General features: G+C 39.4%; 17 protein-coding genes. 14 read left to right on the top strand and 3 right to left on the bottom strand.

Translation table 11 applies throughout. From position 1 onward, the window contains the following. On the top strand, positions 1–298 hold a 298-nt coding region (locus AC04NP_RS28495; RefSeq protein WP_482863487.1), incomplete at its 5' end, for a transposase. Positions 299–381: 83 nt separating this feature from the next. On the opposite strand, the gene AC04NP_RS28490 is transcribed toward AC04NP_RS28495, so the two are convergent. Further along, positions 382–708 (bottom strand): hypothetical protein, encoded by a 327-nt coding sequence (locus AC04NP_RS28490; protein ID WP_482863486.1) that lies wholly within the window; start codon positions 706–708, stop codon positions 382–384. A 646-nt stretch (positions 709–1,354) separates the two neighbouring features. Between AC04NP_RS28490 and AC04NP_RS28485 the strand changes: the two genes are divergently transcribed. The 4 genes from AC04NP_RS28485 (at position 1,355) to AC04NP_RS28470 (ending at position 3,224) form a co-directional block, all read left to right on the top strand. Further along, the gene (locus tag AC04NP_RS28485) at positions 1,355–1,594 is read left to right on the top strand and encodes a hypothetical protein (RefSeq protein WP_482863485.1); all 240 of its coding nucleotides are present in this window, start codon (positions 1,355–1,357) and stop codon (positions 1,592–1,594) included. Next, positions 1,594–1,887 carry a type II toxin-antitoxin system RelE/ParE family toxin gene (locus AC04NP_RS28480; RefSeq protein WP_482863484.1) on the top strand — a complete coding sequence of 98 codons (294 nt, stop codon included), beginning with the start codon at positions 1,594–1,596 and terminating at the stop codon, positions 1,885–1,887. The genes AC04NP_RS28485 and AC04NP_RS28480 overlap by 1 nt, the downstream gene beginning before the upstream one ends. 76 nt (positions 1,888–1,963) lie before the next feature. After that, the gene (locus tag AC04NP_RS28475) at positions 1,964–2,122 is read left to right on the top strand and encodes a hypothetical protein (RefSeq protein ID WP_482863483.1); all 159 of its coding nucleotides are present in this window, start codon (positions 1,964–1,966) and stop codon (positions 2,120–2,122) included. A gap of 511 nt (positions 2,123–2,633) precedes the next feature. Then, complete coding sequence (locus AC04NP_RS28470; protein WP_482863482.1) at positions 2,634–3,224, top strand: hypothetical protein; 591 nt, start codon at positions 2,634–2,636, stop codon at positions 3,222–3,224. Positions 3,225–3,409: 185 nt separating this feature from the next. Here AC04NP_RS28470 and AC04NP_RS28465 read toward each other — a convergent pair whose 3' ends face one another. Together AC04NP_RS28465 and AC04NP_RS28460 are read right to left on the bottom strand one after the other, a co-directional pair. Further along, positions 3,410–3,727 carry a DUF5615 family PIN-like protein gene (locus AC04NP_RS28465; protein WP_482863489.1) on the bottom strand — a complete coding sequence of 106 codons (318 nt, stop codon included), beginning with the start codon at positions 3,725–3,727 and terminating at the stop codon, positions 3,410–3,412. Between the two features lie 20 nt (positions 3,728–3,747). After that, positions 3,748–3,969 carry a DUF433 domain-containing protein gene (locus AC04NP_RS28460; protein WP_482863481.1) on the bottom strand — a complete coding sequence of 74 codons (222 nt, stop codon included), beginning with the start codon at positions 3,967–3,969 and terminating at the stop codon, positions 3,748–3,750. A gap of 44 nt (positions 3,970–4,013) precedes the next feature. On the opposite strand from AC04NP_RS28460, the gene AC04NP_RS28455 reads away from it, so the two are divergent. The 9 genes from AC04NP_RS28455 (at position 4,014) to AC04NP_RS28415 (ending at position 20,399) form a co-directional block, all read left to right on the top strand. Then, positions 4,014–4,385, top strand: coding sequence for a hypothetical protein (locus tag AC04NP_RS28455; protein WP_482863480.1), 372 nt, complete (start codon positions 4,014–4,016; stop codon positions 4,383–4,385). Positions 4,386–4,779: 394 nt separating this feature from the next. Continuing rightward, positions 4,780–5,091 carry a hypothetical protein gene (locus AC04NP_RS28450; RefSeq protein WP_482863479.1) on the top strand — a complete coding sequence of 104 codons (312 nt, stop codon included), beginning with the start codon at positions 4,780–4,782 and terminating at the stop codon, positions 5,089–5,091. Then, positions 5,091–6,581, top strand: a complete 1,491-nt coding sequence (locus tag AC04NP_RS28445; protein WP_482863478.1) for an arylsulfatase — start codon at positions 5,091–5,093, stop codon at positions 6,579–6,581. Before AC04NP_RS28450 ends, AC04NP_RS28445 begins: the two co-directional genes overlap by 1 nt. 24 nt (positions 6,582–6,605) lie before the next feature. Continuing rightward, on the top strand, positions 6,606–8,081 hold the full coding sequence (locus AC04NP_RS28440; protein ID WP_482863477.1) for a glycoside hydrolase family 27 protein: 1,476 nt from the start codon (positions 6,606–6,608) through the stop codon (positions 8,079–8,081). 171 nt (positions 8,082–8,252) lie between these two features. Continuing rightward, the gene (locus AC04NP_RS28435; protein ID WP_482863476.1) at positions 8,253–12,578 is read left to right on the top strand and encodes a two-component regulator propeller domain-containing protein; all 4,326 of its coding nucleotides are present in this window, start codon (positions 8,253–8,255) and stop codon (positions 12,576–12,578) included. Positions 12,579–13,014: 436 nt separating this feature from the next. Further along, positions 13,015–16,257 (top strand): SusC/RagA family TonB-linked outer membrane protein, encoded by a 3,243-nt coding sequence (locus AC04NP_RS28430; RefSeq protein ID WP_482863475.1) that lies wholly within the window; start codon positions 13,015–13,017, stop codon positions 16,255–16,257. A 29-nt stretch (positions 16,258–16,286) separates the two neighbouring features. Further along, entirely contained in the window at positions 16,287–18,386 is a 2,100-nt protein-coding gene (locus AC04NP_RS28425) for a RagB/SusD family nutrient uptake outer membrane protein (RefSeq protein ID WP_482863474.1), read from the top strand. 25 nt (positions 18,387–18,411) lie between these two features. Next, a complete protein-coding gene (locus tag AC04NP_RS28420; RefSeq protein ID WP_482863473.1) occupies positions 18,412–19,536 on the top strand; it encodes a hypothetical protein in 1,125 nt (374 codons plus the stop codon). Positions 19,537–19,745: 209 nt separating this feature from the next. Further along, entirely contained in the window at positions 19,746–20,399 is a 654-nt protein-coding gene (locus AC04NP_RS28415) for a hypothetical protein (protein WP_482863472.1), read from the top strand. The last annotated feature ends 5 nt before the right edge of the window (positions 20,400–20,404 follow it).

Below are 20,404 nucleotides of genomic sequence, written 5' to 3'. Positions count from 1 at the left end.
GGCCAACTGTGAGAAGCTGACCACTTATTTTCAGTACACAGCTCCAATAAGGAAGTTGATTTACACGACCAACGCAGTAGAGGGTTATCATCGTCAGATCAGGAAGGTGACCAAGACCAAGGGGGCCTTCACCTCGGACATGGCCTTGTTGAAACTGGTCTATCTGGCTACCAAAAATATTGAGAAAAAATGGACATCGCCTTTGCGGAACTGGAGTTTGACCTTACAACAGTTGGCCATAAAATTTGGGGACCGGTTACCCCTTGATTTGGCGCGCAGCCCTTCTTCCGGGGGCTAGCCCCCGGAAGAAGGGCTGAGGAAGTAGACAGAGTTTACTTTACACTTCCTGTGCCTTTTTAAAATTTTTATCTGGTGAAGTTTTCATATTTCTAAATATCCTATTGAATTTGAATTAGAGTCAATATCTAGTTTATCTATTAATGAATTAAGTTTATGCAGTTCATTTTGCAAATGAGGCCGTGTATTCATATTTTGAGTAAGTTTAATTGTATCTCCTGTTAGAATGTACTTTCCATCATAATGAACAGCATACAGTCTTAACCATGTTTTAGGTCTTGGTATTCGTCCTTTTTGCGCTTGATTGTCTTCAACACTAGTTTCTTTTTTGTGAAGAGGTTTGAAAATTTGTGAAAGATTGTCTCCATTGCTTTCAAGTAACATCTCGAATAATTTGTCTGCATCTTTCACCGCTAATTTTACTGCATGATTTATTGAAATTGGATTTGGAATAGCATATAAGTCTTTTTTAAATTGCGTAAAGAACTCACGTAGTCATTCTGTATCCGTCCATTTATCTTGAAGTGTATCTAGTATATTTTCTTCATTGTCATCATAAACCACTCTAAATAGCTTATCTGAAATAATTGACAAGATACTAGTCATACGCATAAAATCAATCTGTAGGTTTACTTTTTATTTACTTTTTGATGTATGGATAAATCTATTCATGATTATAAATTTTTCAAAACGTTTCATAATTTCTCCCAAACAATGCCTATTTGTACCTCATAATCGAAGATACCGCGAGGTACAAAAATCCAACTAAAATCGATAGAATGTGCTTACAATTGAGGAATTCAAAATGTGCCTGTAAGCGTAATAGAATGCTATTTTTATGAATTTTTATTAGTAATTATTGATTTTAAATCAATCTACTTCCCGACACAGAATATTCTATGTTTTGATTATCAGTGGGATAGGAGGGTGTAGGTACAAATGGGTTACAAGTTTACCTCGATCGCAAATACTGCTTGTATCAGCACATCTAACAAAATTATCAGTTACAATGAAACTAAAAATGAAAAATGGTAACTTTACCTAAAATAAATGCAATATGGACTTACAAGCAACAAAATTGGATGTGATGCAAAAAATAATGGGGGTTACCAAAGCATCTCTGTTGGAAAAGATCAATAAACTGTTAGATAAAGAAATGATTGTAGGCTATACGGTTGATGGTAAGCCCCTGACCAAATCAGCTTATGACAAGCGCTTACAAAAAGCTGAGCAACAAATTAGTTCCGGGCAATACCTCACCCAACAAGACCTGGAAAAGGAGTCTGAAAACTGGTAATGACCAATTTTAAGATCATCTGGTCTAAACAGGCCAGGAACGCTCTGAAAAGTATTTTTGATTATTACAAGGAAAAATCACTACAAGGAGCGAAAAATGTAAAATCCGATTTGCTGGAAAGTCCAAAGAAGATCCATTTTTCAAAGCAATACCAGTTGGATGAGATCAATCCTAAGTATCGCAGAATCGTTGTGAGGGATTACAAGATTTTATATAAGGAAGTTAGAGGTACAATTCATGTTTTAGATGTTGTAAGTACTCGGCAATCTCCTGATATTTTAAGGAGTAAATAATCCCACTAATCATTGGCTTTATTAAAATTTTAATCTTTCATTTAACTATTATTGATGAATTAAAAGCTTGTTTGCAATGAAAAACACAAGAGCTGCTACATTAAGAGAAAAAATTATTGAAGGAATGAAAATTTCTTCACAAAAACTGATAGCCCGTAAAAAACTGTTGGGACAAAAGGTAGTGGTAAGTGAAAATGGTGTGATACGGGAAATTGAGCCGGAAGATTTAAAATAAATGCGCTAAACAACTTATTCCCACTCCTTCCGCCAACGTTTTTGCAAGGTTAAGCCATCCTCTTTGAATTTTACTGTGCCGCAATATTTATAAGCGTCAAGCCCTTTTTCAGACTTCGTTCTCGCAGTTTTTTTAATACCGATTGTATGGCACGCATACCTGCTCCTGATATTAATACGGTTACCATAAGTTTTTATATTTTATTCAAAGATAACGATTTCATCCATATGCAATTTTGAGGCTGACAAATTTAATTAATTTTTTTATAGTTCGATTTTTTGAACGGGTTACAAAAGTTTTTCCAGCCAAATATTAAAACGACTCAAAGAAGGGACAAAAGCCTGAATTAATGCCAAAAGAAATGAATAAAAAATGCCCAACCTTGGGTATTTACTGGTATTCTCCTGTCGCCGATATTTATTTAAGTTTCATTAAGAAAATATAGCCCTGAAAAAAATCCCTGCAAAAATTCAAAGAGACAAGAAAAAAGGAGGTTATTGGTTGATAAATTTTGAAAAGAGCAATCAAAATAAAGTTTAATATAAATTATTGCAAAAAGCCAAAACTTGAAAAGAGCGGTCTAATTAGCAGAAATAATATTATGGAAAAAATGTTTTCTAATTTGCCTGATATCTGGTTTGATTGGTATGCAAGACTTTTACCAGGTACTTTTGGTGTTTTTATTTTCGATTTTTCTTTTAATCATTTCATTTTCATATTTCCAACTTTTGAAAGAATGATTGTGATTATTATAATTGGATACATTGTAGGACATTTGATTCAACCTCTTGTCGGTGCAATTATCAAAGTAATTGAAAAAAGAGAGGGAGTCGAAGATATATATAGGAGAGCTAAGCCAGACCCAAATACTAAAGAGTCCTCTTTGAGAAAAGTTTCAAAATCTCATGCCGAAGCAAGTTCTATGCTCGCTTGTGCATTATTTTTAGCTGTTAATGTAATATATTTCTGGGGTGATAATAGTTTCTATTCAGTGTTATATATTGTTTTATTTCTCTATTGTTTATGGGCGATGGTGCAAAGAATAAAATCTAGATCAAGGAAAATAAAAGATTTAACAAAATTGCATACACGAGAAAATTAATCATGTTCTGTGGGGTAATGTTTCCACAACTCACTTCCCAATACAGAATATTCTCTGTATTGATTATCAGTGTATTAGAAGGGTGGAGGCGCAAATGGGGTACAAGTTAATTTCACTATTCAATACTATATCAGATAATTCCTGAGCTTGAAATAATTCAAGGTAAACGAATATTCATGTGTTTGCTAATCTATTTCAAGACAGGCCAATTCCTCATTGTCAGGATTGGTTAAAAAGTCTTTTATCAGATCTTTTTTATCAATTAGTATCCGGGCTATGTTTTCGGTTGTCGTATTGTCGGTTCTCAACCAAATGATTTTTGGAGGGTGTCCATTTAAGTTTGATAAGTCGAAAAAGTCAGCATCAAATGTTACGATTGCGAAGCCGTTATTTTTTGCATATTCCCATATCTTAATATCAGATGAATTTTCTAATCCAAGTTCTCGAACTTGCTTGGCTGAGGTAAAATGATCAGATAATTTCTTTATTACTCTGAAAGAAATATTCTAGTCGAATAACAAATTCACGATGCAATTCTGATTTTATGTTCCCGGTCAGCGGCGTAGGCTAGGCAAGATAGAATTTTTTGTTCATTTAATTCGGGGAAGTCTGTAATTATTTCCTCAATACTCATCCCATTGGCCAACCAACTTAACACATCGTAAACGGAAATTCTTGTGCCGGTAATACAGGGTTTCCCTAATCTGATGACCGAATCTATAAATATGTATTTTTTATAATCCATTTTATTGTCTATTTGATCATTAATATACGAAATTAACGATTATCATGTTCTTTCTTTTAATTTCCCTGATATTATGTACCGGCCGGCTTCAAGGTAAATACAATCCCCCTGCCGAAACCAATGACCCTTTTGAAGGCTTCATAGATGTTGAAGCTAGTATCAAGTATTTTATTCCTCGTTTTCGGGAAGGCTTAGAAAGCTATCCAACTGAAAAAGCTAGAGAGGTTGCTCAATGGACGGACTATGAAATCAGTGAATACATAAAAATGGGCATTGAGAAAATTAAAAGAAAATATGCTTTTTGTGCATTAAGCAAAATTACTTGTCGTGAAGAAATGATTATGTGGGCGCATTACGCCAGTAGCCATCAAGGTTTCGCTTTGGAATTTGAATTTGCAGAGGATCGGAAGTTTTAGTTTGTTCCATTTTGTACCTTTTTGAAATATAGTATGCAAATAGGGGACGCAAATAAACAAAAAGACACAAACTGTCAATTAACATTCACCTGATCCACACCTCCTTTTCCAAACGTCGATCTGTAGCTTATGAAACCAATTATCACAACAAATACAATCTACAGCTTTTGAAAGAGGCCGGAGCATTAGGCTATCGAACCAGCCTAATTTTTTTATTACCAGGTAGCGATAAAATTGCAATCGATAGGGTCAAAAAGCGCGTTTTAAAAGGTGGACATAAGGAATAATAATCCAATATAGATATTGGACGTATTAGCAAATCTTGTGGCAGATTGAGCAAAAGTACTTCCCTTGCTATCTCATATATTTATCCTTGTTAAACTTGAATAAAAATATGTCAAAATTGGCGCATGTTTCCCTTATGCCTGTATTATGGGTTTTTCTGTTATTTAGCTTTTATAACACGGCCCAAAATAGCCGCTCAGCTCAAAATGAGAAACTCAGGGACAACAATCCCGAATCCAACAAAGGAAAAGTTGCTCAGACTCCTTCAATGGGTTGGAACAGTTACAACTCATATGGCGCCGCAGTAAGGGAGGCTGAGGCAAAGGCAGATTATATGGCTAAATATGTGAAAGCCTGCGGTTGGGAATATGTGGTAGTAGACTATTGCCGGTCGCTGATTTGGCTAACTATTAAAATATAATGATGCAAAAAGATAAATTAATATGGGTTGCTATGTGGATGTTCGGGTTATTGTCAGTGACAAAATGCAGCCAAAAACCAACTGCTGATTCAGCGAATGACGCCACTGCCGGGAAGCAATTACCCAATATTATTTATGTTTTGGTAGATGATATGGGTTATGGGGATTTAAGCTCCTATGGTCAGCAAACGCTATCCACACCAAATATTGATCAACTGGCCTCGGAGGGAATAAAATTGACAAATCACTACACCGGTTCAACAGTGTGCGCACCCTCAAGGGCCACTTTATTGACTGGGCTCCACACCGGTCATGTTTCGGTTCGTGGAAATCAGCCGGATCAATTGCTAAGGGATGAGGACATTACCACAGCCGAAAAGTTAAAAGAAGCAGGCTACTACACCGGCATTATAGGAAAATGGGGGATTGGCCATCCACCGCCGCCAAATGATCCTCAAAGAAATGGATTTGATTATTCGTATGGCTATATCAATATGTGGCATGCACACAATTTCTACCCCGAGTTTTTATACCGAAATGGGGAAAAAGAAATAATTGAAGGTAACAAGTTGAAGCGCGATGAAAATGGGAAGAGAATGTGGGCGGCTGAATCTCCGGAAGGGGCGGGCGTAGCCGAAATAAAAGCGCAACATACCCATGAATTTTTCGAAACCGATGCACTCAAGTTTATTGACAATCATAAAGATGCACCATTTTTTCTGTTGTTTGCTTTAAATATGCCCCACGCTAATAATGAACACCCGGGAAATGGCATGGAAGTACCTGATTGGGGCGAATTTAAGGACAGGGATTGGCCGGATGCGGAAAAGGGATTTGCATCCATGATTAAAATGATCGATGAAACAGTAGGGAAATTAAACGACAAATTGAAAAGTATGAACCTGGATAAGCATACATTATTGATTTTCTCCAGCGATAACGGTCCCCATCAAGAGGGATTTCACCAAATGGAGTTCTTTAATAGCAATCGGGAGTTAAGAGGAATGAAACGTGATTTTTATGACGGAGGGATTAAAACACCATTTATAGCCAAATGGCCCGGCCATATTATACCCGGGACAACTTCCGACCATATTTCTGCTTTTTGGGATTTCATGCCAACAATTTGTGAGATTGTGGGTGCAGCGCCCCCTGATAATACGGATGGTATTTCTATGCTGCCTGTACTTACCGGCAAATCGGACAAGCAAGGAAAGCATAAATACCTTTATTGGGAATTTTACGAACTAGGTGGCAGACAGGCGGTTTTAAAAGGGAACTTTAAAGCAATCAAACTAAATGTAAGGACAGGAGAGCCCGATCCTATCCAATTATTTGATCTTTCTGTTGATCCTGAGGAAAAAAATAATGTTGCCGGGAAACACCCGGACCTGGTTAAAGAAATGGCAGGATACATGGAGGAAGCCCACACCCCACTAAGTTTTATTTCTCTTTTTAAATCTGAGATAAATGCCGATACACCATTTTAGATACATCTTTTACAACCTATGAACATGAAAATCTTAAATATAGTATTAATAATTACGGTATTAAGTGGGCTTCTTCAAGGGTGCGATGATGTGAATTCTGCGGCAAAAGAAGACAATGACAGCGTTTTGAGTAATAATGAAGAAGTAAGTTATTTACGAACAGTCGCCGCAAAACCACCCATGGGATGGAATAGCTTCGATGCCTACGATTGCCGTATAAACGAAAGCGAATTTAAGGCTACGGTAGATTATATGGCTGAAAACCTATTGGAGTATGGTTGGGAATATGCCGTGATTGACTATATCTGGTGGCATCCGGAACCTGGTAATTGGGATACACCGCGCCGTTTCGGCCACCCCAATCTGAGGTACGAACCCGATGGAGCGCCATCTTTTCCCGAGTATACAACCATGGATGAGTATGGGCGTTTAATGCCGGCTATTAACAGATTCCCCTCTGCAGCAAATGGCAAAGGGTTTAAGCCTATAGCGGATTACGTGCATAGTAAGGGGATGAAGTTTGGATTGCACATAATGAGAGGGATTCATCGTATGGCTGTTTACAATGATACTCCTGTATTGGGGACCTCAATTGGCGCTAAAAGTATTGCAGAACCCACCGATACCTGTGCGTGGTGTAATCAAATGTATGGAGTGGATGCCTCAAAACCGGGATCTCAGGAATATTATGATTCGCTTTTTAAATTATATGCTTCCTGGGGTGTCGATTATATTAAAGCAGATGATATGATATTCCTGGATTATCATAAGAAAGAGCTGGAAATGATGAGAAAAGCCATTGATAAATGCGGAAGGCCCATGGTGCTTAGTTTGTCGCCTGGCGAAGCACCGCTTTCTCAGGCAAAACACTTGGTTGAAAATGCCAATATGTGGAGAATATCAGGTGATTTTTGGGATAATTGGGAAAGCCTAAAACATAATTTTGATTTGCTGAATTCATGGTCTTCCTATATTCAGCCCCACCATTGGCCAGATGCGGACATGTTACCCATTGGGCATATTTCTTTAAATAACAGGCCGCATGGTCCTGATCGCATGTCTAACTTTACAATTCCGGAGCATTATACCATAATGACGCTCTGGAGTATTGCTAAATCACCACTTATGATGGGGGGTGATTTGCTGACAACACCGGATTCCATTATGAATTTTCTCAAAAACAGGGAAGTATTGGAGGTGAATCAGAAAAGTGTCGATAACAGGCAGGTACTGAGGAATGATACAATAGCCATATGGATTGCCACTGATCCTGATACTGAGGATAGGTTTTTGGCCTTATTTAATCTGAGCGATATTAAACGCGAAGTTAATTTTAATTTTGCGTTTGAATACTTACGGGGAAAATATCAAATTCGAGACCTTTGGGAACAAAAGGATATAGGCGAATTTAAGCATTTTTTTAAAGCTCCCATGGAGCCACATGGAGCCGGGCTTTACCGGTTGACTAAATGGGTTGAAAAAGAAACCAAAGTAAATTAGAAGTTAAGCTATTTAGTGCGAATCAGAAGGGGGCTATCAAACCTAAAAAAGTTGATTTTTTGAAAATTAATTAGTACTTTCTAGGGCATTTGATAAGCGAGAGATTTCAATAGGCTCTTTTAACAAAGTACGATTTTGGCTTGATTGGGTAAAGAAGGACTTTTTAACCAAATGAAACAAGTTTCAATTTGTATTTTTTTCATATTCATTTTCGCAGGTGACTTATTATTTCCGGTAGTAGCCCCTGCTCAGGAGACAAATTATTTTTTTCGGAATTTGACAGTCGAAAAAGGGCTTTCTCATACTGACGCTACCAGTATTGTACAAGGTTCTCAAGGATTCATTTGGATCGGCACTTTCGGTGGCTTGCAACGTTTTGACGGGCATGAATTAAGATATTTCATCAATGATAGCGATCAGCTTAATACCGTCTATAACAACAGAATATTTCAGATGGTCACCGGTCAATTTGGTCATATATGGATAGCATCGGAGGGTGGATTAAAATGCTTCGATACCATCACCGAGAAATATGTAATCTTCAAGTCGGGGAATGCCAAGGACCTTAAACAATTGTACAACCTGTGTTATGCTGTATTTGCAGCTACCGACGGATCGATTTATTTCCTGACGGATGATGGTTTTTTTCAATATCAAATTGAAAAGGGCATTGTGATAAAAGCCATCAAATTGGCGCCCGCTTCCCCATTGCCGAACCCAATTGACGGTGATATCGTTGCCGATAGGAAAGGAAATATCTGGGTAAACACAGGTAGTGGACTACTTTTTATAAATAAAGAATCCCGGATGGGGCAACCAAATGCCTTATACTATAATCTTGTCGATGAAAATGGTGTGGAGCGGTCGGCTATCGGGAGCTTGTTATTGGATAATAAGGATAGACTTCTTGTGGGAAGTGTAAATGGCATACTCAATTTTAATTTGACAGATTTTTATGCCACTTTGCCATCGAAGACCATCACAGTCGACTATGTTCCGATTGGAGGGAATGAAATGAGACAGCTTTCGAAGAATAAAGACATTCAGATAAATAATGTTGTTCAGGACTTGTCCGGAAACTATTGGTTAGGTTCTGATACCGGGTTGATTCAAATGAATTGGAATGGCAAAACACCTCCGGTATTTCGTTGGTATATAAATTCCGAATTTGATAACAATAGTCTAACTTTTAATCATATCAGCTCTTTGTTTTTGGATGATTCCGGAAGTCTTTGGATAACCACCTGGGGGGGAGGGGTAAATTATGTGGACCTAAATCAGAAGCAATTTTCCTTGTTACGGCGTGATCTTGGTAACCCGCAAAATACATTGAGTAATAATTATATAAGGGCCATGGTGGAAGATCACCAGGGGAATCTTTGGATAGGTACAAGATCCGGAGGATTAAATTGCTACAACTTTAAAACCAAACAATACACACAATACAAGCATATTTCCGATGACCCAAATAGTTTGAATAGCGACAACATAAGGTCATTGGCCATTGACCGGGAAAACAGAATATGGATAGGGACCGATCAGGGAATTAATATATTTCGTCCGGAAGATAATTCATTTGAGAGTCTGGTCAATGATCGGGAGGACATTAACAGCCTTTCGGACAACGTTATTTTCTCAATAGCTGTTGACTATTTTGGTCAAATTTGGGCTGGAAGCTGGGCCAATGGATTGAATAAGATTACTTACTTTGGGAGAGGCAATTATCGTATTGAAAGGTTTTTTCAGGATGATAATTCAGCATATAGCTTATGCTCCAATAAAATTACCTTTATATACGCCGATACTTTAAGGCCGGAGGTTTTTGTTTCCACCAATAAGGGGTTGAACCATATCTATTTATCAAGTCGGGGTAAGGTAGCGGAAATTAGCTGTTACACTGGATTTGAGGGAAAAGATGATGGTTTGAGTTCTAACTATGTATGGCCGGTGGTGCGTACTGACGATTCTACCGTCTGGGCAGGTACTTTAGGGGGTGGAATAAATAAAATATTACTGAGCAGTCAGGGGCACAAAGGGTATAAATCCAGCCATTATTCCTTAAATGAAGGGGCTCCTTCCAATGACATGGAAAGTCTGCTGGTCGATAATAATGGTAATTTGTGGTTAGGGAGCAAAGGCCTTTCCATGTTTGATACAAAGGAGAATATCTTTATAAATTATGATCATAATGACGGATTACAGGGAGATAGTTTTAAAATAGGGGCTTCCTGCAAAGGTCGTGATAGCCGGTTGTATTTTGGAGGTACAAATGGCATTAGTTATTTTTATCCTGACAGTATAAAGCAAAATAGCATAAAACCAAAAATCGTATTCACTGAGTTGGTGGTCCAGGGAACTAAAATAGAGCCCGGGAAAAAATACGATGGACATTTGATCCTTGCTAAAACCATCAACAATATTGCTCATTTGAAGCTTAATTATTTTCATAATAATTTTTCCATAGCATTTGCTGCTTTGCTTTATGCAAATCCTGAAAAAAGCCATTTCAAATATTTGCTGGAAGGGTATGATGAAGATTGGATCCATACTGACCGTAAAAAATCCAGAACCGCTACTTATGCCAATTTAGCTTATGGTGATTACACATTTAAGGTGATGGGTTCCAATCATGATGGTTATTGGAATGCCGAGCCATTAACCCTGAAAGTTTCAATACTTCCACCCTGGTGGGAAACACAAACATCAAAGGTGATCTATGGAATGCTGTTCCTGGTTTTTATGCTTGGCATTTTTTATTGGCAACGCCGGTGGTTTAAACTAAAAAGAGATTTGGAAATTACTTTGCTGGAAGAAAAAAAGATGGAAGAAATGCATCAGATGAGAATGCAATTTTTTACTAATATTTCCCATGAATTCAGGACTCCCCTTACTTTGATATTAGGCCCCATAGAAAAACTAAGATCGGAGGTAATGGAGCGGATCGATCTCCATAAGTACTACAACATCATTTATAATAATGCCAATAGATTGCATAGTTTGATAAATGAGTTGATGGATTTTCGCAAAGTGGAATCAGGGGCTTTTGATTTAAAAGTGTTAAAAGATGATATCAGTCGATTTGTTAAAGAAATTGGTGAAGGTTTCTCCGAGTTGGCTGTACAAAAAGATATCAGTTTTAAGATAAGTACCCCTCAAAATAACATGGATAAGATTTGGTTTGATAAGAAAGTAGTGGAAAAGATCTTAATTAATTTGATTTCTAATGCGTTCCGCTATACTAAAGCAACCGGTGCAATCTATTTGGAGGTTTTTGAAGACATGTCAAATTTTAAACCTTTGTTTAAAAACGAATTTAAAATAATTTACAATTCTGAGACGGATAAATTTGTCTGGATTCATATAGTTGACAATGGAGTAGGCATAACCTCGGATTCTTTACCTCAAATTTTTGAACGCTATTATAGGATTTCTAACGCCAAAGATCGCCACCTGGGGTCGGGTGTTGGATTGGCCTTAGTCAAAAGCCTGGTTGGATTGCATAAAGGTAATATATTTGTATACAGCGAGCGGGACAAGGGAACCGAGTTTTTTGTAGCGTTGCCCAAGGGAAGTTCGGCCTTTTCCAGCCATGAAATGATCAACAAAGATTATTTCACCCAGGACAACAATTTGAAACTGCCCACTACATTAGACAAAGTTAAAGTAAGGGAATTTACTCATCGGCATGATACTAATCAGGAAATACCTACTGTTTTATTAGTAGAAGATAATGATGAAGTACGGGATTTTTTGAAGGACGGTCTAAAGCAGGAATTTAGGATCATTGAAGCGATAAATGGGCTTGAGGGCTTGGAAAAAACCAGAGATCAATACCCGGATCTGATCATTAGCGATATTATGATGCCTGTTATGGATGGTGTGGCTTTTTGTGAGGAGGTAAAGCATGACCTTACTATTTGTCACATACCATTTATATTGTTAACAGCCAAGTCATCTGTTGAAAGTAGGATTAAGGGTACCGAGTCAGGTGCTGATGCTTATTTTTCCAAACCCTTTAATTTGAAATTGCTTAAAGCCAGTGTTTGGAATATTGTTGAGAACCGCCGTAAGATTAAAGAACGTTATACCAATGATACATTTATCGAAGTCAGAGAATTGGTGACTAATAAAAAAGATAAAGACTTTATTGATCGGTTGATAGAAATCATAGAAGCCAATATGGAGAATCCGAAGTTCGATATTGATCATTTGTGTATGGAAGTTGGCAATAGCAGGACCAAACTCTACAATAAGGTCAAAGGTATAACCGGCCAGTCAGTAGGAGAGTTTATTCGTAGACTTCGTATGAAAAAATCAGCACGGTATTTATTGACCGAAGACATTTCTGTGGCGGAGGCTATGGCCCGGGTTGGGATTCAAAGCCAATCTTATTTCACCAAAACCTTTAAGAAAGAATTTGGAACAACCCCGGCTCAGTACGTAAGCAAAAAGCTGTCGGAATCAAATAAGATTGATGCTGCGATGGATGAATTATAACCGGATGAAATCCCGTATCAAAACCCCTGTAATAGTTTTGCCCGGTTTTTAAGGTCGTCATATATACTGCTACGCTGTAATTTTGGAAAGGACCTGGCCTGTTATCATCAAACGAAAAATCAACAGTAAGCCCGGTCAATACCATATCTCCTTATTTTTTCGATATAATATCCCGATTCTCCGATTTCTCAACACAGTTTCCCTGGCTTATTTTCTCCTCGGGCACAGGGAGTGCGTTTCTCGGGATAACTTTTTCTTAAAGATCAATTAAGTTTTTCTCCGTACCCCGACCAATATAGCAAAACGAAAAACCGATTGAGCATTTCAAGCGCAAGGAAAAACATTAAATTGTGAAATCTATCAAAATTCAACGATAAAAACGACTTCGATTATTTTTTTGGCAATCAAACACATTGTAAAGTGAAAAATTTCCAATATGATGAAACCTATACCTAATTTAAGCGTCTTTAGAAGACCATTTCATGCTTCGATAATAATCCCTTTTATATTGTTATCGATTTTTCAAGTAAGTGCCCAAATTGACCTGACAGTATCCGGTACAGTTTTAGATGAAGAAGGAAAACCTCTACAAGGTGTAACGGTTATAAAGCAAGGGACGGTAAGCGGAACGGTAACCGATGTTAATGGTAAGTATTCCATCAATGCTGCATCAAATGATGTTTTAGTGTTTTCATTCATAGGTTTCATAACCCAGGAAGTCCCCGTTAATAATCGGACCAGGTTGGATGTTTCTCTGGAGATGGACCTACAGACATTGGGTGAGGTAGTTATATCGGGTTATGGAATTACCACCCTGAGAGAGGAAGTTACTTATGCTGTTTCCCGAATAGACGAGGAGTCTTTAAAGAAGACAGCGCCGGTTTCTTTTACCGAGCTGTTGCAAGGCCGGGCGGCAGGGGTTAGTGCGATTTCCACCGATGGCGCTCCGGGAGCCGGCATGTCTATCAATATTCGGGGGGCCTCATCTTTATCCGGGGGTAACACCCCGCTCATTGTGATCGATAATATTCCTTATGAGCCGACTGATGACGATGCAGTCAATCCCCTTGCTTTTATCAACCCTAATGATGTAGAATCTATCAATATATTAAAAGATGCTTCTGCAACGGCACTTTATGGAGTCGGCGCTTCAAATGGGGTGATTGTAATCACCACCAAAAGGGGAAAGTTAGGAAAGCCCTCTATCAATGCCAGGGTTCAGTACGGAATTGGGGAGTTTGCCAGAACGTTACCTACGTCTTCTCCTCAACAATATGCTTTGCATCGTGCTTTGCGACACCGAGGAGATAACGATGGTGATTATATTGTATCTCCCGGAGCTCCTGGTATGTGGGAGTTAGTAGCCAATCCCGAGGATGCCGCTCAATATCTTGAAGGCCAATCACCTTTTGATATACTGGAAAACGAATATGGACTGACCAATTTCGAAGGCACGGATTGGTTGGATGTGATCACACAAAATACAACCAAACAGATTTATAATCTGGATTTTTCAGGCGCAACGGAAAACACTAATTATTATGCTTCCTATGGCTATACTTTTGAAGATGGGGCCATCATTAATTCATCATTTGATCGTATTTCAGGTCTTTTGAATCTCGAGCAAAAACTGGGTAACGTCGTCACGGCCGGTCTTAAGCTAAATTATGCCCGATCTGAGTACGACGGTTTGCTTGGTGACAGAAGGGCCCAAAACGCGATCGCCCAGATCAATTCCTTAAATCCCTTTATTAACAGGGACAATGTTCGGGGAGACCGCGAAGGTTTGATTAATAATGGAGGTTCGGGAGCTGGTCCCGAAAGCCCTGAATTCCGGGTGAACAATACGCATAGTTTCCGGGCTAACGACTATTTCGCAGGGAATGCCAATTTAGCCATTAAACCTTTGGATTGGTTGGAACTGAGTGTAACAGGAGGTCTGATAGTTGAAAATTTTGAAAGAGAACAATTTTTTCCCAGTGCACTTCGGTTTGGCGCTGGGACGAACGGACTGGCCAGGATACAAGAACGCAGAGAGAGTCGTTGGGTGGTTCAGCCTCGAATTTCAATGAATAATTCATTTTCCGGTGGCCATAAGGTCGGCGCCACACTGGTTTTTGAAGCTAAAAAACAAACCAGGGACCAGCTAATTACTACCTATCAACAGTTTGATACGGAAGTATTAGATGAGTTTACGCTGGCTGCGGCCCAATCAGTGGTACCTGACCCTAGCTTTGAGGATATTCGGGCCGCTTCATTTTTAACTGCTGTAAATTATTCTTTCAAGGGACGTTATGTTTTAAACGCTTCTATTCGTGTAGATGGATCTTCACGATTTATCAATGACAAAACCGGGATATTTCCGGCGGTTTCTTTGGCCTGGAATCTGGGGGACGAAAGATTTATGGATTTTACCGGCAATTTTCTTTCTACACTTAAATTGAGAGCAGGGGTAGGGGTAACGGGCAATGACCAGATCAACCCACTATCCGGGCTTTCTGTAGCGGGAATCAGTACCGTCAAATACCCTTTTAATGACTCGCCAAGCACTGCCATCGATCCTCAGCCATCGCAAGGCGTCAACAATCCCCGGAGCATTTTTGGGAACCCGGACGCTACCTGGGAAACAACCACGGGCATAAATTTGGGTATCGATTTAGGATTCCTGCAGGAAAAGTTTTTTTTAAGTGCCAACTATTATAATAATAAGACGACCGATTTATTATTGAGCATCCAACTACCCGACTACAGCGGTTTTAATTCATCTGTACAAAATCTGGGTGAAATGCGTAATCAGGGTGTTGAGTTGGAAGCCATTACTGTAAATATTGACAAAGCTGATTTCACATGGCGGACTAACTTTAATATAGCATTCAATAAAAATGAGATATTGGATTTGGGAGGTAATCCTGAATTAGGTTTTAAAATCATCGGAACGAGAGGAATTTCTGCGAATGATGTGATTTTAAGGATTGGCGAACCCATTGGCACCTATTATGGAACCATCCAGGGTGGGGTGATAAATAATCTTACTGAAAAGGCAAACGATCCCCGTAAAAATGTAGGAGCTAATGATCAGCAACCTGGAAATGTGAACTTCATGGATGTGAGTGGCAACGGGGTTTTTGATCGTAATGAATACCTTCCCATTGCTCAAGCCCTCCCATTGCACACAGGTGGAATAGGAAATAATTTCACTTACAAGGGCTTTGATTTGTATGCTTTCTTACGTTGGTCTTTTGGAAATGATGTTATTAATGATAATATAAACCGAGCGCGTTATTTGCGCGGGGATCAGAATCCGGATTCTGATATTTTGGATGATATCTGGACGCGTCAAAATACCAATCGCAATTATCATTCGGTAACAGGAATCCTTACGCAGCGTACCAATGCCTTATTCAACCGCAGTGAAATGGTAGAGGATGGTTCCTACTTACGTTTGGAAACCGTGACACTTGGTTATAATCTACCTGGTCGTATGCTTGGCAATCTTGGCTTGAGCCGTGCCAGAGTATATTTTACCGGTCAGAATCTTGCGATTTTGACACGCTATTCCTGGTATGATCCTGAAGTGAATGCAGCCATAGGTCCGAATAAAGCCCTGTTCCCGGGTTTGGATAGAGGTTCTTATCCTCGTGCCAGAACCTTTTTGTTTGGTTTAGATCTGTCATTCTGAAAGGTCAAATTTAAATTAAAGACACAAACATGAAAAAATCAATTATATGCTTTTTAGCGCTTTCGATGCTTGTTCTATTGCAGGCTTGTGAGGATTTTTTGGAAGCTGAGGTTAAATCGGAAATTCCTTTGGATGATTTTGGGAATACGCTTGAAGAAGTAAGTTTTTTCCTTACACAGGCTTATATCCATTTACGTGATGATGATATCCATGGTAACAATTATTGGCGTTTGCTGCCCGACGACTTTTCGATCGCCCCGGATGCTACAACTTTTTCTCAATTCGATATTGCCAAGATGAGCTTTGATTCCCGCGATGGATCTGTACTTACTTTTTGGTCCGATAATTACCTGGGGGTTTCCAGGACAAACCTTGTCATAGGAAAAGCGGTTGAAAACATGGAAAGTTTGGAACAAAATGATCCGGATTATGATGCCTGGGCAGAGCTTTCGGGAGAAGCCCGCTTTATCCGTGCGTTTCATTACTTTAACCTGGTCCGTTTTTTCCGGAATGCACCGTTGATCGAGGATTTCTTTAACTCCCTGGATGCTATCGATGCAGTGTCTAATTTGCCGGGGAATCAAATGAAAGATCAGGAAAACCTGTTGTATGATTTTATCATCAACGATTTGGAATTGGCTGCTCAACAGGCTTCGGATGCTCCTGTAAGAGGCCGTGTAAGTAGTTGGGCCGCTAAAACTTTACTGGCAAAAGTGCTTCTGACCCGCGCAACGATTGAAAAACATAGAGACGGCGATGGTGACGGAAGCACCTATTACCAGGCCGCGCTTACCCAATTGAATGATATTATTGACAATGGCGGTTTCAGTTTGACACCTTATTATCCCGATCTTTTTTATAGAGATAATCAAGGTAATGCAACCAATGAAATAATTTTTGCCTTGGAATATCACGCTGAAGATAATTCCGAAAGCGGACTTTTTGTTAATAGCGGTTTAAACGGAAGTGGCCCGGAAGAGTTTGGGACCACAGCAGGTGCTAATGGTGGTAAACAACTTACCGATTGGGGTATATCGGTTTTTGATTTGGAATCTCCGGGGGATATAGTCCGTCGTTTTTGGTCTTTTGAAAATGCCGGTTTTGAAAGTTTGGACTTAGATGATGATGGTACCATCGAAGATTTTACACCTTTTTGTCCGGATGGTAGTGATTGCGAGGTAGCGGGTGTAAGTCAGGAACCTTATCCCTGGGCACGTCCTTATTGGTTTGAATTGATTCATGATAATAATGCTTTCCGCAATAGTCCCTCAGGTATTGATGTGGTCACGGACCCGGTTTCCGGCGAGCCCGTCTTTTCAATTATCTGGGCCCGTAACGGCGACAAACTACCAGGTATTCGTCTGATGAAATACCGCCGTACCCCGCTTCGCCAAAGTGGTTATACAGACGCAACGTATGATGCGGATTTGCCTATTTTACGTTATGCCGAAGTACTGTTAATGTATGCTGAGGCAGGGAATGAATTGGGGGGACCCAATACAGTCCCTTCAGGTGGAAGTATGGCCCCCGTTGTTGCGGTAAATATGGTAAGGGCCCGTGCCCGAAACTTTATGCTTTATCCTGCTTTGACTGTGGACGACCCTATTGTTCCAACCAGTACTTCCTACACAGCCACCTATCGGGATGTTTATTCCAGGGTACCCGAGGTGGCAGTGGCTGATCCGCATGTGCCTGCAACAGATGATGCGCTTGCCGATCAAATCTTTAACGATAATTTCTATGCAATATCTGCGTTTAAAGCCCTTCGGGAAATGCCGACATCGACAGAACTTGTCAATTTTGCGGATTTTCCTGAAACAGCCGATTGGGTCCCTGACTTTGCCACTTCTGACCAGGCTCAGTTCAGAGAGGATTTGTTAGATGAACGATACAGGGAATTGGCAGGTGAACAAGGCGTTCGCTTTTTCGACTTATTCCGTTATGGGCGTTATGTCGATAATATACTTGCTGCGCAAACAAATATCAATCCTTTCACAGGAAGATCCATAAGTGATACGCACTATGGCACAGAACTGATGCCGAACCCTGATCAACGTTTTAATTATTTTCCTGTTCCTCAACGGGAAATCGATCAGAATTCTAACTTAAATCAAAATCCGGGATGGTAATGTCGAATTCAAAATAAAAGATATTATGAAACGAATATATATAAAATTAATACCGGTAATAATGATAGCTTTTTCAAGCTGTGATGATTCCGCAGAGATAGACGAAGTTCTTTTCATGGCAGATCCCACCACCATCACATCTGGTGAAACAGTAACTTTTACCATTGGGAACGGCGCTGACGCTTTGGCGCTCTTCTATGGCGATGATGGGAATGATTTTGAAAGAAGTCGTATGAATTTAGTGGAAATCCCCGGATATTCTGAAGAAGAGCTTCGTAATAATGTATTTGCTGAAAGAATAGATGCCTTAAAAGAATACCGTAATTATATTCCGGATAACGGCATGCCAGCCGGCGCTGGTTTTACCGGTGGAGGCATACAACTCTATGAAGGGACAATAGTTTCATGGGACTATTCAAACGTGACCAATAGCCAATACATAGCGCTCAATTTAACAGACAGATCCACGCAAACCTTCTCCTTTTCTCCGGATGCGGCGGTAATTCCTACCATGCTGGATATTAATCTGGGTCAAAACAATGCCATGGACACTGGTCCCGATGATGATTTGTTTATCTTCATGGCTACACCCGATGGTTTTACTGCAAGCTCAGATCAGGGGTTTGATGTGAAGTTTGGCGTCCAGTTAGTCATTGGGGGTATAGAAACAGGGATTGCCTACGCTACGCAGAGTAACATGAGAGAAATCGTGGTTCAAAGAACATTTGATCTGAACGGTATCATTAATACCTTTCAATCGGATCATCCCGGAGTAGATATGAGGCAGGGTATTGATGAGGTACGACTTATTTTCAATGCAGATGATCCCGGTAACGTGAATGATGATGGAGATTTACTGACCTATACAGGACGTGTTTACATGCAGGAAATCCTGGTGGGAAATGTGGAAAATATGTATCGCAGATTTGATGAAGGGGTGACCTTGCCTTTTGTACATCAGGGAACCACGATTGAAATGACGCATACTTACAATACTCCGGGTACTTATACCGCTATGTTGGTAGCAACCTATATTGGCAGGAAAAAGTATAGTGGTGATGGCTATCGCACCAATCGGGCCAATGAGATTTTGTTTTCCGAATATGACATTGAAAGGGTTTTCAAAGAGGTTGTTATTACGGTTAATTAAAAATCCGGGAAAATTATTTTATCAACAAAAAATTAAATTACCGATTATCATAATCTTACATAAAGAAGCAAAAAACCAAAGATTCAAAAAATTATCCGGATCGTTTAGATCTCAAATAAATGGTTTTTAGAGATACTCTCTATTTATTTAATAAAAATGAATCATCGCATTGTTTTCTTTGCTTTCCACCACCATGTAGCCAACTAAATATGAGGTTAATTTATTGGTCGATCGGATTAATGTTTTCAAGTTGTTGTATCGCTCAAAATTCGAAATTGGTGACGGTTAATGACATTGAATCATTGAGGAGAAGTTATAACGGAGAAATTAAGTGGGAACAACAATCTAAAACTGTTACCTTCCTAACTTCCGGCAAAATTTATTTCTGGAATAGAAATAATTTCAAAAATATTTATTGGGGCGTTCCGGAAGATGTCCGGAGGATAGTCATTGAAAAGAATGTCACCGTAAACGGACATTTTCATGTCCGAAATAATTTGACTATTGAAGGGAGGCATCTTGAAACCTCTAAAGTATTTGGCACCTCTGTGCAGCATCTTTTGCGCAACAATAATTTAGATAAAGACGGAGGAACACCTCCATATTCTGCGTTTTACGCTAGTGGAGACCTGGAGATGAACATTGTCAACTTAACGTCAATTAATCCGGTTGGCTTTCATTTTACAGGTAAAAATGGGGCTAAAATTCATTTATCTGAAGTCAATGCGCTGGACAACCGTGGAGGCTCACATAATCATAGTGATGGTATTTCTGCGGCTGCCGGATCTACGGTGAAAAACTGTTATTTTGCTACAGGAGACGATGTCATTAAAGTTTACGCCGATATCTTGGTGGAACACTGAAATTC

This window comes from Agaribacillus sp. DX54, from assembly GCF_056858335.1.
Note: the sequence above shows the minus strand (reverse complement) of the source record. Positions and strands in the feature narration are given on the sequence as shown.